The 14,015-nt window shown below is 67.7% G+C and carries 16 protein-coding genes; 9 read left to right on the forward strand and 7 right to left on the reverse strand.

Translation table 11 applies throughout. The annotated features are described in order from the left end of the window. The first annotated feature begins 70 nt into the window (after positions 1–70). From flgB to fliE, 3 genes are read left to right on the forward strand one after another with little or no spacing between them, the layout of a single operon-like run. A complete protein-coding gene (gene flgB, locus G3M57_RS06210) occupies positions 71–520 on the forward strand; it encodes a flagellar basal body rod protein FlgB (RefSeq protein ID WP_163229455.1) in 450 nt (149 codons plus the stop codon). A gap of 13 nt (positions 521–533) precedes the next feature. Next, a complete protein-coding gene (flgC, locus tag G3M57_RS06215) occupies positions 534–953 on the forward strand; it encodes a flagellar basal body rod protein FlgC (protein ID WP_035073623.1) in 420 nt (139 codons plus the stop codon). Between the two features lie 11 nt (positions 954–964). Then, entirely contained in the window at positions 965–1,273 is a 309-nt protein-coding gene (gene fliE, locus G3M57_RS06220; RefSeq protein WP_018113273.1) for a flagellar hook-basal body complex protein FliE, read from the forward strand. Positions 1,274–1,460: 187 nt separating this feature from the next. Here fliE and G3M57_RS06225 read toward each other — a convergent pair whose 3' ends face one another. The 3 genes from G3M57_RS06225 to G3M57_RS06235 form a co-directional block, all read right to left on the reverse strand. Continuing rightward, positions 1,461–3,002 (reverse strand): alpha-N-arabinofuranosidase, encoded by a 1,542-nt coding sequence (locus G3M57_RS06225; protein ID WP_163229457.1) that lies wholly within the window; start codon positions 3,000–3,002, stop codon positions 1,461–1,463. 55 nt (positions 3,003–3,057) lie between these two features. Beyond that, positions 3,058–4,083, reverse strand: coding sequence for a glycoside hydrolase family 43 protein (locus G3M57_RS06230; RefSeq protein WP_230983965.1), 1,026 nt, complete (start codon positions 4,081–4,083; stop codon positions 3,058–3,060). A gap of 302 nt (positions 4,084–4,385) precedes the next feature. Continuing rightward, on the reverse strand, positions 4,386–4,640 hold the full coding sequence (locus tag G3M57_RS06235) for a hypothetical protein (RefSeq protein WP_163229459.1): 255 nt from the start codon (positions 4,638–4,640) through the stop codon (positions 4,386–4,388). Between the two features lie 156 nt (positions 4,641–4,796). On the opposite strand from G3M57_RS06235, the gene G3M57_RS06240 reads away from it, so the two are divergent. The 3 genes from G3M57_RS06240 to G3M57_RS06250 all read left to right on the forward strand — a co-directional run bounded on the left by G3M57_RS06240 (position 4,797) and on the right by G3M57_RS06250 (position 7,795). Beyond that, positions 4,797–5,561 carry an ATP-binding cassette domain-containing protein gene (locus G3M57_RS06240; protein ID WP_163229461.1) on the forward strand — a complete coding sequence of 255 codons (765 nt, stop codon included), beginning with the start codon at positions 4,797–4,799 and terminating at the stop codon, positions 5,559–5,561. Continuing rightward, the gene (locus tag G3M57_RS06245) at positions 5,554–7,101 is read left to right on the forward strand and encodes a glycine betaine ABC transporter substrate-binding protein (RefSeq protein WP_163229463.1); all 1,548 of its coding nucleotides are present in this window, start codon (positions 5,554–5,556) and stop codon (positions 7,099–7,101) included. Before G3M57_RS06240 ends, G3M57_RS06245 begins: the two co-directional genes overlap by 8 nt. Before the next feature lie 202 nt (positions 7,102–7,303). Then, positions 7,304–7,795: a hypothetical protein gene (locus tag G3M57_RS06250; RefSeq protein WP_163229465.1), complete on the forward strand. Its 492-nt coding sequence runs from the start codon at positions 7,304–7,306 to the stop codon at positions 7,793–7,795. 76 nt (positions 7,796–7,871) lie between these two features. On the opposite strand, the gene G3M57_RS06255 is transcribed toward G3M57_RS06250, so the two are convergent. Both G3M57_RS06255 and G3M57_RS06260 read right to left on the reverse strand, forming a co-directional pair. Beyond that, positions 7,872–8,489, reverse strand: a complete 618-nt coding sequence (locus tag G3M57_RS06255) for a DUF998 domain-containing protein (RefSeq protein WP_163229467.1) — start codon at positions 8,487–8,489, stop codon at positions 7,872–7,874. Positions 8,490–8,712: 223 nt separating this feature from the next. Beyond that, a complete protein-coding gene (locus G3M57_RS06260; RefSeq protein WP_163229469.1) occupies positions 8,713–9,189 on the reverse strand; it encodes an Lrp/AsnC family transcriptional regulator in 477 nt (158 codons plus the stop codon). Between the two features lie 135 nt (positions 9,190–9,324). Between G3M57_RS06260 and G3M57_RS06265 the strand changes: the two genes are divergently transcribed. Continuing rightward, positions 9,325–9,687 (forward strand): VOC family protein, encoded by a 363-nt coding sequence (locus G3M57_RS06265; protein ID WP_056759182.1) that lies wholly within the window; start codon positions 9,325–9,327, stop codon positions 9,685–9,687. On the opposite strand, the gene G3M57_RS06270 is transcribed toward G3M57_RS06265, so the two are convergent. Then, positions 9,668–9,916 carry a hypothetical protein gene (locus G3M57_RS06270; protein WP_163229471.1) on the reverse strand — a complete coding sequence of 83 codons (249 nt, stop codon included), beginning with the start codon at positions 9,914–9,916 and terminating at the stop codon, positions 9,668–9,670. The genes G3M57_RS06265 and G3M57_RS06270 overlap by 20 nt on opposite strands. Here G3M57_RS06270 and phoY point away from each other — a divergent pair. Beyond that, positions 9,915–11,597, forward strand: coding sequence for an alkaline phosphatase PhoY (gene phoY, locus G3M57_RS06275; protein WP_163229473.1), 1,683 nt, complete (start codon positions 9,915–9,917; stop codon positions 11,595–11,597). The genes G3M57_RS06270 and phoY overlap by 2 nt on opposite strands. Before the next feature lie 23 nt (positions 11,598–11,620). Here phoY and G3M57_RS06280 read toward each other — a convergent pair whose 3' ends face one another. Continuing rightward, the gene (locus G3M57_RS06280) at positions 11,621–12,949 is read right to left on the reverse strand and encodes a glycoside hydrolase 5 family protein (RefSeq protein ID WP_163229475.1); all 1,329 of its coding nucleotides are present in this window, start codon (positions 12,947–12,949) and stop codon (positions 11,621–11,623) included. Between the two features lie 200 nt (positions 12,950–13,149). On the opposite strand from G3M57_RS06280, the gene G3M57_RS06285 reads away from it, so the two are divergent. Then, positions 13,150–13,818 carry a glutathione S-transferase family protein gene (locus G3M57_RS06285; protein WP_163229477.1) on the forward strand — a complete coding sequence of 223 codons (669 nt, stop codon included), beginning with the start codon at positions 13,150–13,152 and terminating at the stop codon, positions 13,816–13,818. Positions 13,819–14,015 lie beyond the last annotated feature (197 nt).

Below are 14,015 nucleotides of genomic sequence, written 5' to 3' on the forward strand. Positions count from 1 at the left end.
GGAGCCGCACCTCTGGTGTGCCGCAGGGTCCTTAATGGCCGATTAACCCTGTTTCTTCACCATGAGCGGCATGGGTCCCGACGACATTCCCCTTTTCGCGATGCTGAAGAGCCGCATGGGCTATCTGTCCCAGCGGCAGAAGGTCATCGCCCAGAACGTCGCCAACGGCGACACGCCGGATTACCAGCCGCGCGACCTGAAAGCCTACAGCTTCAAGGCGACGCTGGACCAGCAGGCGGCGGGGCAGCCCTATCGCGGCGGGCCCGTCTCGACCACGGCGACCGGCGGCGTGCAGATGATGGCCACCAGCGCCGCGCACATGGCCCCGTCCAGGCCGGTCAGCCCGTGGCGCTCGCCCGAGCAGGCCGACAGCGAGACCACCCTCGACGGCAATTCGGTGACGCTCGAGGACCAGATGCTCAAGATGACCGACGCGCGGATGAACTATGACGCGGCCGTCGGCTTCTACCAGAAGTCCATGGCCATGCTGAAGACGTCCACCCGTCGGCCGGGCGGCTAGGGGAACACGCTAGATGACCGAGATCCGTTCCCAGTCCATGGCGACCATGGCCATCGCCGCCAGCGCCCTGAAGGCCCAGCAGGGCCGTATGCGGGTGATCGCCGAGAACATCGCCAACGCCAATTCGACGGCCCGCACGGCCGGCGGCGATCCGTATCGCCGCCAGGTGCCGGTGTTCAAGCCCGCCCAGGTGGCCGGTGGCGAGGGCGTGGCCATGGCCTCGGTCGATCCCGACCGCAGCGACTTCCGCACCGAGTACGATCCCGGCAATCCGGCCGCCGACGCCAAGGGCTACGTCAAGCTGCCCAATGTCGACACCCTGGTCGAGGCGCTGGACATGAAGGAGGCGCAGCGCGCCTACGAAGCCAACATGAACGTCATCGAGACGTCGCGCGCCATGGAAGCGCGCACGCTCGACATCCTGCGCAAGTAAGGAGCTAGGCGATGATCACCGCGCTCGCGGCCGCCAAGGCCTACGCCGCCCAGGGCTCGATGGCTGCGCCCTCGCTGGGCGGGACCGGCGAGGCCAAGAAGGCCATGGACTTCGGCGCCCTGCTGAAGTCGGCCATGACCGACACCCTGCACCAGACCCGGGCGGCCGAAACCAAGATGGCCCAGCAGGCGGCCGGCAAGGCCGAGTTGATCGACGTCGTCACCGCCATCTCCTCGGCCGAGGCCAGCCTCGACACGGTGATGGCCGTCCGCGACCAGGTGATCTCGGCCTACCAGGAAATCATGCGGATGCCGATCTAGCGGCGAGCGAGGGCCGCGCCGGGCGTTCGTCCCGCCGCGAACGTCCGCTCCGCTTTGCGATCGTGATCAGGTCCAGCGCCGGGCCGTGGATGCGCTCTCATGCCAGAGGCCGCGCATTGCGCCCAAGAGCACTCCCCACCTTACTGGCAGAAAAAACCGGCGAGCCTTGGCCCGCCGGTTTTGCCCCCTAGTTCAGGCCGAGCACCGTCACCGACGCCGGCGCGACGGTGATGGTCAGCTTGCCGCCCGCGACCTTGGCCGACAGAGCCTTGGGGGCGACGGTATTGGGCGCGTCGAAGGTGTTGATGCTGCTGACCTTCGGCGCCGAAAGGGTTTGGCCCGAAGCCTTGGCGGCTTTCACGCCGGCCAGTGAAACGCTGAAGGTCGCGGGCGACTTCGCGTCGATATTGGTGACGGCGATCCAGACCTTGCCGGCCTTGTCCTTGGCCGCCACGGCGTCGACGCGCGGCAGGGTGACGCCATTGGTCGTATAGGTTCCGGCGTCGAAGGTCAGCGGTATGAAGGTCGCGTCCTGGAACGGCACGTACATGTGGAAGACGTGATAGGTCGGCGTCAGCACCATCTTGTCCTTGTCGGTCAGGATCATGGCCTGCAGGACGTTGATCATCTGCGCGATATTGGCCATGCGGACACGGTCGGCATGGCGCGCGAAGACGTTGAGGCTGAGCGCCGTCAGCACGGCGTCGCGCTGGCTGTTCTGCTGCGCCAGGGCGCCAGGGTTCGATCCCGGCGTCGGCGCCAGCCACGCGCCCCATTCGTCGACCGCCAGGGCGACCTTCTTTTCGGGATCGTACTTGTCCATGATCGCCGACTGCGTCTTGATCATGTCGTCCATGGCCGTCGGGTCTTTCAGCAGGACGGCATAGTCCTTTTCGTCAAAGCCGGTGTCCGCCATATGCGGCGGCCAGCCGCCCGTCGCATAGAAATGCAGTGACATAGCGTCGATGTCCCAGGACCAGGAACGGCTCTTCCACGCCTTCATGACTTCTTCGGTATAGTTTTCGGCGCCGCCGCTCGGTCCGACGGCCACGCGCTTCATCGTCGGCTGGGCGGGGTTATAGCTGTGCAGGAAGTGCGAAAAGCGCTTCATTTCGTTGACGTAGAAGTCCGCCGACATCGCGCCGCCGCAGTCCCAGGATTCGTTGCCGAGGCCGAGGATCGCGACCTTGTACGGCTCTGGATGACCGTTTTTGGCCCGCTCGGCGCCCAGGGCATGGTCGGCCGACGCGGTCATGTACTCGAGCCATTCGGATGCATCCTGCGCGGTGCTGGAGCCGAGATTGACCGAGATATAGGCTTCGGTTCCGATCTGCTGGGCGAAGTCCATGAATTCGTCGGTGCCGAAAGTGTTGGGCTCGCCGGCCCCGATCGGCTTGCGCTCGGGACCGACACCGCGGCGCCAGTTGTACTGGTCGGCGAAGCAGCCGCCCGGCCAGCGGACGTTGGGCACCTTGAGCGCCTTCAAGGCCCCTACGACATCGTTGCGGATACCGCGCGTGTTCGGGATCGTGGATTCCTTGCCGACCCAGATACCACCATAGATGCCGCTGCCCAGGTGCTCGGCGAACTGGCCGAAGACATGGCGGTCGATCACGGCGCCGGGCTTGGACGCATCGAGCGTGACCTGAACCGGGGCGTCGGCGGCATGAGCCGCGACCGGCAGGGTCAGGACGGCGGCGATCGCGGCCGCGGAGGTCAGAAGGCGCATTGATCGTATCCCCGGTGGATTATCGCGCCATGGTTGGGCGCGGCTATTTGTCTGATTAATTGGCTGGCGGAGGCGGCACGGACACGCCGGCCTCGGTCTGGACAACGGGCTTGAGCGTGCCGTCCGGATTATAGTGCAGGTATTCGACCGTCACGGCGCGGCGGCCGACGGCGCCGCCCTGGTCACCGATCGTAAGCGTCGCATTGTGCAGGAAGATGTACGCCTGGCCCTTGAACTCGGCGACCCCGGCATGGATCGTGAAGCTGTTCTTGGCCGACTGGGTCAGTTCGCCGCGGTAGGTCCATGGACCGTTTAGCGAGGTCGCGGTGGCGTAGGAGGTGTGTTCGGCGCTCTGGGTCTTGCGGTCTAACGACGCATAGATGAGGTAATAGAGATCGCCGCGCTTGTGCAGCCAGGGGCCTTCCTCGTAATGCGGCGGGGTGATCTTGCGGATCGGGCCGTCGATTTCCGTCATGTTGGCCTTGAGTTTCGCGATGTAGCAGTCGCGATTGCCCCAGGCGATCCAGGTCACGCCATCATCGTCGGTGAAGACGGTGGGGTCGATATCCTCCCAGCTGTGCGTGCCTTCGGGCGTCATCTGGTTGGTGATCAGGGCCGATCCGCGCGCGTCGGTGAACGGACCGGTTGGACGGTCCGAGACGGCGACGCCGATGGCCATGCCCGGATGACTGTCGTCGTGCGCGACGGCGGCGTAGAAGTAGAACTTGCCGTTCTTCTCGATGGCCTGCGACGCCCAGGCGTCCGACTTGGCCCACTTGAAATCCGTGGCCTTCATGATCGGAGCGTGCGGCGTCCAGGTCTTCATGTCCTTGATCGAAAAGACCAGCCAGTCGCGCATGGTGAACATCTCGTCGCCCCGGGCCTCGTCGTGGCCGGTGTAGAGATACAGCGTGTCGCCGACGACCAGCGGGGCGGGGTCGGCGGTGAACACGCCGCGGAACAGCGGGTTGCCCCGGTTGACGATGACCGGCTCGGGACCAGCCGACTGACCGACCGATGGGGCGCCGCCTGCAGCGAGCGCCGCCCAGCAGGCAAGCGCGAGAGACAGATTTCGTTTCACCCAATTCCCCCCGGTCGCTGTTATGTGCGCGCGACATTACTCAGACAATTCGCATGCGTAAAGCGATTGTTACCGCTACCGTCATGAGCGGCCGCGTTCCACGCTCAACAGAGGCCGTGGCGGGGCTGCTGGTTGGGAGCGCCGAGGCGCTGGAAGTGCTTCAGTGAAGCGGAGGCGCTGCAACTGGAAACGCTGCGCGAGCGGCTGATCGCCAATCTCGATCGCGTCGCGGCGATGTGAGGCGGCGGGGGCTTTTCACCCGGGCGGACGGTCGCCCGCATCAACCCGATGAGCGCCGGCGCTCAGTGCGAGATCGTGACGCTCACCTGGGGAAGCGCCGCGATCCAGCCGGCGCCCAGGGCCCAGGCCTGGTCCGCCAGTTGATGGACGTCGATCAGGCCGCGCGTCGCGGCGACCATGCCGCCCCAGACCAGGAGGTTCAGCAGCACCATCAGCAAGACGGCCTCGCGCAGGCGGCCGTCGGCGCGGGCGCGCTGCTGGGCCGGGGTGACGCGGGCTTCGAAGCGGCGGTCGAGGGCGAGCGTGTCGAGGGTCATGGTCGGTCTCCTGGAGCCGTTCCCCGTGGCGGCGAACCGCGCCGGGAATCAGCTGTCGCATTAGGCTTCCCACGCCGCGCGTTCTGGCTGACTGTGACAGGACGCCCCTGCGACAGCCTGTCCTGGCGATTTCGCGTTCACCAGCCTGGGAGCCGCATGACCGACGCCATCGTCCTGGACCAGGTGCGCAAGGCCTATGACGGCGCGACGGTTCTGCAGCCCGCCAGCCTTTCCATCCCGAGGGGCCAGTTCGTCGCCCTGGTCGGCGGATCGGGCGCGGGCAAGACCACCCTGCTCAAGACCATCAACGGCCTGGTCGCGCCCGACGACGGGCAGGTGCGGATCGACGGCGCGGCGACGACCGACCTGGACGGTCCCACCCTGCGCCGGCGGATCGGCTACGTGTTCCAGGAGGTGGGCCTGTTCCCGCACCTGAGCGTGGGCGAGAACATCGGCATCGTCCCGACCCTGCTGGGCTGGGACGCCGCGACGATCGCCGCCCGGACCGCCGAGCTGCTGGACCTGGTCGCCCTTCCCCGGGAGGTCGCCGTGCGCCGCCCCGCCGCCCTGTCCGGCGGCCAGCGCCAGCGGGTGGGCGTCGCCCGCGCCCTGGCGGCCAGACCCTCCATCCTGCTGATGGACGAGCCGTTCGGAGCCCTGGACTCGGTGACCCGCACGGCCCTGGCCGACGACGTGCGGCGGCTGCACGACCAGCTGTCCCTGACCACGGTGATGGTCACCCACGACATCGCCGAGGCGGTGCTGCTGGCCGACCGGATCGTGGTGATGAGCCAGGGCCGAGTGATCGCCGACGACACGCCCCGGGACCTGCTGGCCGGCCACCCCGACCCGGCGGTCGAGGCGCTGATGCAGGCCCCCCGCCGCCAAGCCGCGCGGATGCGGGAGATCGCCGGTGAATAGCGGCCTGCTGTCCCTGCTGCCGGAACGGCTGGCTTGGCACGTGGCGCTGTCGGCGGCGGCCCTGGCCCTGGGCCTGGCGATCGCCTTGCCGCTGGGCGTGCTGGCCGCCCGTAGCCCGCGCCTGCGCTGGCCGTCCCTAGCCCTGGCCGGCCTGGTCCAGACCATACCCAGCCTGGCCCTGCTGGCGCTGTTCTATCCGCTGCTGCTGGGACTCTCGAACCTGGTCAAGGGCGCGTTCGGCCACGGGTTTTCGGCGCTCGGCTTTCTGCCGTCGCTGTTGGCCCTGACGCTCTATTCGATGCTGCCGATCCTGCGCAACACGGTGACCGGCCTGACGGGCGTCGACCCGGCGGTGGTCGAGGCGGCGCGCGGCGTGGGCATGACCGACCGCCAGCGGCTGTGGCGGGTGGAGCTGCCCCTGGCCGCGCCGGTGATCATGGCCGGGGTGCGCACGGCGGCGGTGTGGACCATCGGGGCGGCCACCCTGTCCACCCCCGTCGGCCAGACCTCGCTGGGCGACTACATCTTCTCCGGCCTGCAGACCGAGAACTGGGCGATGGTCCTGACCGGTTGCGTCGCCTCGGCCGTCCTGGCCCTGGTCGTCGACCAGCTGCTGGGCCTGATCGAGCGCGGGACCGAACGACGCGACCGGCGGCTGTGGGGCGCGGGCCTGGCCGGTCTGGCCGTCGGCCTGGCGGTCGCCCTCGCCCCCCTTGCGGCGGACCTGGCGCCCCGTCCGACCCGCTACGTGATCGGGGCCAAGAACTTCTCCGAGCAGTACATCCTGGCCGAGCTGATGGCCGATCGGCTGGAAGGGCAGGGCGCGCAGGTCACGCGCAAGATCAACCTCGGTTCGGCGGTCGCCTACCGCGCGCTGGCCGCCGGCGAGATCGACGCCTATGTCGACTATTCCGGGACGCTGTGGGCCAACGTCCTGGGCCGCAAGGACAATCCCGGCCGGGCCGCCGTGCTGGCTGGCCTTCGGACCGAGCTGAAGCGCCGCGACGGCGTGGTGTTGCTGGCCCCGCTCGGCTTCGAGAACGCCTACGCCCTGGCCATGCGCCGCGACCGGGCCCAGGCCCTGGGGATCCGGACCCTGGCCGATCTGGCCGCCAAGGCCCCGCAGCTGACCATGGGCGGCGACCTGGAGTTCTTCTCGCGTCCGGAATGGACCAGCGTCGAGACGACCTATGGTCTGCGCTTCAAGGCCAGGCGGCAGTTCCAGCCCACCTTCATGTACCGCGCCCTGGGCTCGGGCGAGGCCGACGTGATCTCGGCCTTCTCCAGCGACGGCCGCATCGCCGCCGACGACCTGGTGGTGCTGGGCGACCCGAAGGGCGCTCTGCCGCCCTACGACGCGGTGCTGCTGATCGCCCCGGGGAGGGCGGAGGACGCACGACTACGCAAGGCGCTGGACGGGCTGGACGGGGCGATCACGGTCGAGGCCATGCAGAAGGCCAACTATTCGGTGGATCGGGATACGGGGAAGGTCTCGCCGGGCGTGGCGGCCAAGGCGCTGGAGAAGACACTCAAGCGCTGACGTGGCGCGTGCCCCGGTGCGGGGCCTTGGTCTTCGCGCCAGGGCGCCGTTTGGACGGCGGCCCGACGTTCGGCTCAGGGCCACGGTCCAAGGCCCCCCCGATAGCGGACGATCAGACAGTAACGTCCTGGGGGTTGAGCACGCCCTTTGCGTGAGCGCACTCTGTGGCTAAGTTTCGGTTAGATCATCCAGGGAGTTGTTGATGTTATTGGCCCTTGGGGCGGCTTTGGCGATGGCTGGAGCGGCGCCCGTCGACGTCTACCCGATTGGAACCGTCGAGCCGTCTTGCAAACCCGCGATGAATTTCACGCCCAGAGGGACGATGACACGCGCGCTGGGTTGCCTCTTCGACGCCTTCGCAGCGACAGACCCAAAGAGTCCGACATTCGAAGCGGATCTAAGAAAGAATTGGATTAGGAAAGTCGGCCGCGCTCGGGTTCAAGGCGCCAGCGAAGAACTTCTAAGCCAATGGTCCAATGATCCACGATCAGCGATGTTTTCACGGGCCGATTTCACCCCGCTTCGTTTTGAAAACATGAACATGCAGATATTGGGTAATGGAAATTTTGTCTTCACCGGTGACCTAATTTCTGAAGAAGGTTCGCAGATTGTGCGACATCCATTGTCCGGTGAATACACCATCTTTCGCGGCTCGTGGATGATGATCCGCTTCAAGATCGATGAGGCCAAATAATCGTTCGGAAGAAGGCGCCTATAGACTGGCTGCGCCTGTCCGACATCCACCCTGAGCGAACGATCAGTCCGTCCCACTACGCATTGGGCGCAATGGGGCCTTGTCGTTGAAGGGAGACGCGACGGAGTTGCCTGGCGGTCGCCAGGAACCAGATCATCAGCACGGCGACGAAGAGACGGTTCGTCAGGCCGTAGGGCGCGCCCCGGTGCAGGGTCAGGAACTGGGCGATGAACGCCCCGAGCACCACGATCGCCATGGCCGACCCGATCCAACGATAGCCGCGCCAATCCTCGCTTCGATGAAAACCGATGGCGAAAAGCAACGAGCACAGGATGAGGCTGGTCACGTTGACCAGGAAACTGGCGGTGTGAATGTTGCCCGTCGTTGTGGTGGCCGCCGTCTCGAGATCGGTTGGAAAGATCGCCGTCACCAACAGGCCGAGCGTGGCGACCCACAGGAGCAGCACCGCGGCGCGACCCGGCAAGGATCTGGGGCCGGCCAGGGCCATTCCCAATCCGAGCGTCAGGCAGCCTACGGCCAGCGCCACGAAGGCCGTCGTCATGATCCAGCCAAGACGCCCGACCGCATAGTCGCTGATCATATGGTCGACGGGCGTGTAGTCCGGCCGAAGACCATGCAGCAGGACAAGCATCACGATGAAATAGCCGAAACAGCCCATGGCGACCTCGGCCAAGCGCTTCGACCCGGCGAACTGACGATCGGTTGTCTGGCTACCCATGTTTCGCCCCGCTCCGCCGCCATGTCGTCCGGGATTTCGAGACCGGCTGAGCTTAGAGAACACAGGGCCGGTCGTGGAATGCAAGCGCGACCTGCACGTGCGCTCGAGCTCTCCCGAGAATGGCTGGCGAAGACCGAAAACCATCTATGGCCGCCATCCCAGCGACGCGCCCGCCGTCCTAGTCCATCTCTTCCAGCGGCACCGGAATCGTCAGTCCGCGCTTGACCACGCCCAGGGCCACGTTGGTGGTGAACTTGCGCACATTGGGGTTCTCGGTGGCCAGCCGGGCCATCAGGGCGTCGTAGGTCTCGGTGTCGGGCGCGGTGACCACCAGGACGAAGTCGGCCTCGCCGGTCACGTAGAAGGCCTGCTGCACGTGCTCCTGGGCGGCCAGCCAGGCGCGCAGCTGGGTCAGCAGTTCGGGCCGGTCGCGCTCGATCTCCAGCGAGACGATGAAGAAGGTCGGCCGCCCCACCTTGCGCGGTTCCAGCACGGCCGTGTGGCGGGTAATGACGCCGGCTTCCTTCAGCTTGCGCAGGCGGCGCTGCACGGCAGAAGGCGACAGCGCCACCCGCTGGGCTAGGTCCTCGGAGGTGCGACCCGCATCCTCCTGGACCAGGTTCAGCAGCTGGCGATCGAAGCGGTCGAGTTTCATGGGGTTCAGCCTACGCCAGATCCACGCCTCGGAGCGCCGAATTTCCGCGTTGAGCCGCCGATCTTCGCCGCCAAACGCCGCAATCGCGCGGCTACACGTCACGGCGTCGTTTCGCTCCCCTGAAAGGTCGCTCCCTTGCTCGATCACCTGGAAATCCGCACCCGCCGCCTGGACGACTGCGCAGCCTTCTACCGCCAGGTCCTGGAACCCACCGGCTATCGCCTGGTCGTCGACGGCCCCAAGAAGGGCTTCGGCTCGAACGGCGGGCGCCTCGATTTCTGGATCGTCGAGGGCGAGCCGTCGGTCGACGTGCACTACGCCTTCCTGGCCGCCGACCGCGCCGCCGTCGACCGGGCCTACGCCCGTTCCGGCCAGCATGGCGGCGTGCGGGAGCGCGCCCCGGCCGTGCTGCCGCAGATCCACCCGCACTACTATGCCGGCTTCGCCCACGACCCGGACGGGCGGCTGATCGAGTTCGTCAGCCACGTTCCGGTGTAGGTGCTGTGGGCTGTTGAACGACCGCCGCCGAGGAGCCGCCCTCGTCCTTCGACAGGCTCAAGATGAGGTCTACGTTCAGAGCGGTTGAATTGAATTCCTCATCCTGAGCCTGTCGAAGGACGAGGAATTCGCCCCCGGCCGGGGCAAGTGCTCGCTGGCCGGTCGAGCGAACGCCGCGCGGTCGATTTCGGCTTGCGACGGTTTTGTGACGGTGCTTGGTGGCGGCCATGTTCAGCTTGTCCAAATCCGTCGCCGTGGCGCGCCTGACCGCCGCCGTCCTCGCCGCACCCCTTTCGCCAGCTCTCGCCGCGCCGGCCCAGGCGCCCAGGCCCAAGCTGGTGGTGGTGATCTCGATCGACCAGTTCGGCGCCAGCCTGTTCGAGCAGTACCGCGCCGACTTCCACGGCGGCCTGGGGCGGCTGGCGCGGCAGGGCACGGTCTATCCCAGCGGCTACCAGTCGCACGGCATGACCGAGACCTGCCCCGGCCACTCCACCCTGCTGACCGGCAAGTCGCCCAACAAAACCGGCATCGTCGCCAACGACTTCTACGACCTGACGACCGGCCAGAAGACCTATTGCCTGGCCGACCCGTCGGTGACCTTGGCCAACGAGCCGTCCGGCGGCGGCCGGCTGGTCAGCCCGAAGCTACTGATGGCCGATACCTATGGCGACTGGCTGAAGGCGGTCTCGCCGGCGAGCCGGGTCTATGCGGTGTCGGGCAAGGACCGCGGGGCGATCAACATGGCCGGTCACCACGCCGACGGGGTGTTCTGGCTGGAGACGCGGTTTGGCATGACCACCTGGGTCGAGCCTGGCCAGGACGCCAAGGCCCGGCTGGCGCCGGTGGCGGCGTTCAACGCCCGGCTCGTCGCCGACCAGAAGACGCACCCGTTCACCTGGACCTATGGCGACAAGCGCTGCGCGACCCTGGAGGACGACTACGTCACCGGCGGCCGAGCCTGGCGCGCCGCCCTGCCGCGGCCGGCTCCGAAGGACGCCGCCGCGGCGACCGATGACCTGTCGGTCAGCCCCTACACCGACCGCGTGATCCTGGACGCCGCCCAGATGCTGCGCGACCAGTTCAAGCTGGGCGACGGCGACGCGACCGACGTCCTGGCCATCAGCCTGTCGGCCACGGACTTCATCGGCCACCGCTTCGGGTCCAAGGGGCCGGAGATGTGCGACCACCTGATGCGGCTGGACGACCGGCTGGGCGTGTTCCTCGACAGCCTGGACAAGGTCAAGGGCCAGGTGTTGGTCGTGCTGGCCGCCGACCATGGCGGGTCGGATTTCCCCGAGCGCCTGGCCCAGCAGGGCTATGACGCCGGCCGAGTGCCGCCGGTCCAGTGGTTGAAGGATCTCAACGCCGCCGTGCGCGGGCAACTGCAGCTGGCCTACGATCCGCTGGTCCAGGCCGGCGGGATCGAGTCGCTGTACGTGGTCGGGGCCGACGGCAAGGCGCCGACCGCCGTCGATCACGCCCGGATCACCGCCGCCGCCCTCGCCATTCTCGCCAAGCGGCCCGAGGTGTTCGCGGCCTACGATGCCGGCGCCCTGGTCACCGCCGCCCCGCCCCCCAAGGGAACGCCGCCGGACGAGATCAGCGTCGCCGAGCGCATGCGCCGCAGCGCCTATCCCGGCCGGGTGGGCGACATCCTGGTGGCCTTCCAGCCCTACCAGACCCCGGCCTCGGCCGGCGCGACCTACGTGGCCAGCCACGGCAGCCCATGGAACTACGACCGCCGGGTGCCGATCCTGTTCTGGTGGAAAGGCGGCCCGGCGCGCGAGCGCGTGCTGCCGATCGAGACCGTCGACATCGCTCCGACCCTCGCGGCGGTCACCGGCGTGCCGGTCCCCGCGGACGTGGATGGCCGCTGCCTGCCGCTGGGGGCGGGGCCAGGCTGCTAGGGCGGCCTTCCCGGGGACGGCTTCTAGATCGCCGCCACCGCCTTTGCGTGTTCCCGCACCACGGCCAGGGTCGAGGCGTCGGCGTCGAACACGCCGAACAGGCCCTGCTCCTCCTGCGGCGGGTCGCCGACATAGGCGCGATCGCCCATCTTGAACCAGGCGTCGGCATGCTGGGCGCGGCCCTCGCCGTTCCAGGCCCAGAAGTTGGTGCCCGCCAACGGGCCGCCGGCCTTCATGTCGGCTTCGACCAGGCCGAACATCATCCTGTAGAACCGGTCGCGGTGGGTGGTCGGGCCGCCCGGCGTGAAGGCGCGGTCCTCACGGATCAGGCCGAACTCCTCGATCACCAGCGGCTTGCCCAGCCCCTTGGCGATGGCGATGTGGCGGGTCACGTAGTCGCGGCACTTGGCTTCGCCGGCCGCATAGGTCGCCGGCTGGTTCTTCGGATCGATCCAGCCCCAGTTGTTGGGCCAGACGTGCAGGGTCAGGTAGTCGATGCTGGCCGGCTTGTGGGCCTCGACCACACAGGCCTCGCGCTGCAGGCAGCCCATGGCCCCTTCACTGCCAGTGGTGACCAGGTGGCGCGGGTCCAGCGCCTTGATCAGGGCCGAGGTCTCGGCGATCCAGCGGTAGTAGGTGGGCAGGTTGGGAACGCCGAACGCCTCGCTGCCGCCCGGCCGCGGCTCGTTGGCCAACTGCCAGGCCATGATCGTGGGATCGTCGCGATAGGGCTTGCCGGTCACGCTGCTGACCCGGCCGACCAGGGCGCGCAGATAGTGGCGAAACAGGTCCTGGGCCTTGGCGTCGCCGTAGAAGCGCGCGGAATAGTCGGCGAATTCGGGCCAGGGATGGGCGGGGTCGCCCTGCTGGAACCACTCGCCGTTGCCGGTCCAGCGCAGATAGGCCGGCATGCCGCCCGACCAGTCCCAGAAGTTGTTGACGTAGATCACCGCCTTCATGCCGCGCTTGGCCATCTCGGCCAGCACCACGTCCAGGCCCTTGAGGAGGTTCTGGTCGTAATCCTTGCCCGGGCCGCGGAAGGTGGGGGAGATCGCCACCTTGGCGGGGGAGGTCTCGCCCGCGCCCAGGATGCGCAGATTGGTGACACCGAGAGCCTTTAGCCGGTCCAGTTCGCGCCCCAGCCGGGCGCGGTCGCCCGATACGCCGGGCGAACCCAGCCAGGCGCCGTACCAGAGGTTCGCGCCGACGAAGCGGTAGGGCTTGCCGTCCAGACTCAGGTGACCATCCTTGACGGCGACGAAGCCCGACGAGAACTTGGCGGTCTCGGCGGCGGCTCCGCCCGCGGCCATGGCGGCGGCTCCGGCGACCAGCAGGCGGCGTCTCGACAGCATGTTTCACTCCCCGTGTTTTGTGCAACCTAAGGGGAAGCGGCGGCCTGAGGGAAGGATTAAATAAATTCACTTTCAGAATGGTCGCCCTCGTTCCGCTGGCCGATGAGGTCGCGGCTCTGCGAAAAAGCTAGGGTGTCTTGTCGGGCGGGGCGTGGGTGATGCGTCCTCGGTGGGAAACAAGCGATCGGGAGATCATCGCCATGAACAGTGTCACGAAGCCCACCATCACCGCCTTCAAGACCTCGCCCGATCGCGGCCAGGGCCTGGCGCGCGACATGCGCGTGCGCTGGGCGCTCGAGGAGGTCGGCCAGCCCTATGACGTCCGCCTCGTCACGTTCGCCGAGATGAAGCAGCCGGCGCACCGGGCGCTTCACCCCTTCGGCCAGATCCCGACCTACGAGGAAGGCGACCTGGTGCTGTTCGAATCCGGCGGCATCGTGCTCCACATCGCCCAGACCCGCGCGGGGCTGTTGCCGGACGACCCGGATGCCCGGGCGCGGGCGGTCACCTGGATGTTCGCCTCGCTCAGCACGGTCGAGCAGTCGATCGTCGAACTGCAGTTCGTCATGTTCACCGAGCGCGACAAGAGCTGGTACGAGGAGCGCCTGGCCATGGTCCACGACCGCATCCGCGCGCGACTGGGCGAGCTCTCCGACCGTCTCGGCGACGCCGATTGGCTGGACGGCGCGTTCAGCGCCGCCGACCTGATGATGGCCTCGGTGCTGCTGCGGCTCAGGGGCCACGGCCTGCTGGACGAATACCCCAACCTCGCCGCCTATGTCGCCCGCGCCGAGGCCCGTCCCGCCTACCAGCGCGCCTTCGCCGAACAGCTGGCGGTGTTCAAGGCGGCGTCGCTGGCCGCGAGCTAGGTCCCTCTCCCCTTGCGGGAGAGGGGGGCCTCGCGGAGCGAGGTCGGGTGAGGGGTCTCTCAGACCTATCCGGATAGGGCTTTCGACCCCTTGTCTGTTGGAGAAGCGGTAAGCTGCTGGTGTCTTCCGGGACGTCCGCCTGGTGTTCTCAGCACCAGGCGGACCGCCGGCGGAGGGACCGATAACCCCTGAGCGTT

This window comes from Caulobacter rhizosphaerae (genome assembly GCF_010977555.1).
In the GTDB taxonomy this organism is placed as follows: Bacteria; Pseudomonadota; Alphaproteobacteria; order Caulobacterales; family Caulobacteraceae; genus Caulobacter; species Caulobacter rhizosphaerae.